Below are 622 nucleotides of genomic sequence, written 5' to 3' on the forward strand. Positions count from 1 at the left end.
TACAACGCGAATCGAGAAGTTTAAGATACAGCGCGCTATGGCAAACTTCATGACACTTGGAACGAGCTTTATCTACGGGAATATTCCAGGTATTGTGGCAGAGAGGAGCTGGAGCAATGTTCGTATCTTTGGAATGAATATCTTTGATGCCTTTGACTATATCAGTGCGAATATTCTCTTTATCACCACCAGTCTTCTCTCGGCAATCTTTATCGGCTTTGTCTTAAAGCGTGATATTGCACTCAAAGAGTTGACCAATGGAGGAACGATTAATCAGAAAATTGCGCCGATACTCTTCTATCACATCAAGTTTGTGATTCCGGCATTGATTCTTCTTATCTTCGCTTTCTCATTTGCATAAATAGAGCATCGCGAATTTCCCGCAACGCAGCACAGCCTTCCAATCTGTTGAATTACATAACAGAGGCTGTTGAGTTGCGGGATTATACGTTTATATACTCCAAAACTATGTGCCGGCAGATATAATCTTCCATATTCAGCAACATCCCCTAAATGGTGATTAACCATTGAGATAAGAGAGGCTGATCAGTTGCCGGATCTCACCATCACGCTCTTTCATCAATCACGTGCCGGCAAATAGGCATCATCGATGCCAATCTGC

1 protein-coding gene is annotated in these 622 nt (G+C 42.4%); it reads left to right on the top strand.

The features are described from left to right. Positions 1-361: SLC5/6 family protein (locus FK530_RS27585; protein ID WP_231706794.1), on the top strand; the 361-nt coding region annotated here is incomplete at its 5' end. Positions 362-622: the final 261 nt, after the last annotated feature.

The organism is Tsukamurella conjunctivitidis (assembly GCF_007858475.1).
GTDB lineage: Bacteria > Actinomycetota > Actinomycetes > Mycobacteriales > Mycobacteriaceae > Tsukamurella > Tsukamurella conjunctivitidis.